General features: G+C 43.0%; 1 protein-coding gene. It reads right to left on the bottom strand.

Annotation, left to right across the window (positions count from 1 at the left end; all coding sequences use genetic code 11):
* Positions 1–244, bottom strand: a 244-nt coding sequence (locus NG901_RS16810) for a lysylphosphatidylglycerol synthase domain-containing protein (protein ID WP_252217095.1), incomplete at both ends; no start/stop codon positions are given.

Below are 244 nucleotides of genomic sequence, written 5' to 3'. Positions count from 1 at the left end.
AAGCGAGCGCTAATTCTTGAGAAACGCCTAATTGGCTAAGTCCCAGAATCATCACGACGTCAAATGTCCCTACTCCACCAGGTACCATCGAAGCAATCCCAATTACCGAAGCGATAACAAATAATGGGAACACTTTGAAGATATCGACTGGTTCTCCCATCAATGTACCAATAATCGCGAAACATCCAAAAGCGAAGCCCCACTCCAAAAGAGAGGCGATAATTAACGTTAATTCTCTTTTGAT

The organism is Clostridium sp. CMCC3677 (genome assembly GCF_023845585.1).
Taxonomy (GTDB): Bacteria; Bacillota; Clostridia; order Clostridiales; family Clostridiaceae; genus Clostridium; species Clostridium aquiflavi.
Note: the sequence above shows the minus strand (reverse complement) of the source record. Positions and strands in the feature narration are given on the sequence as shown.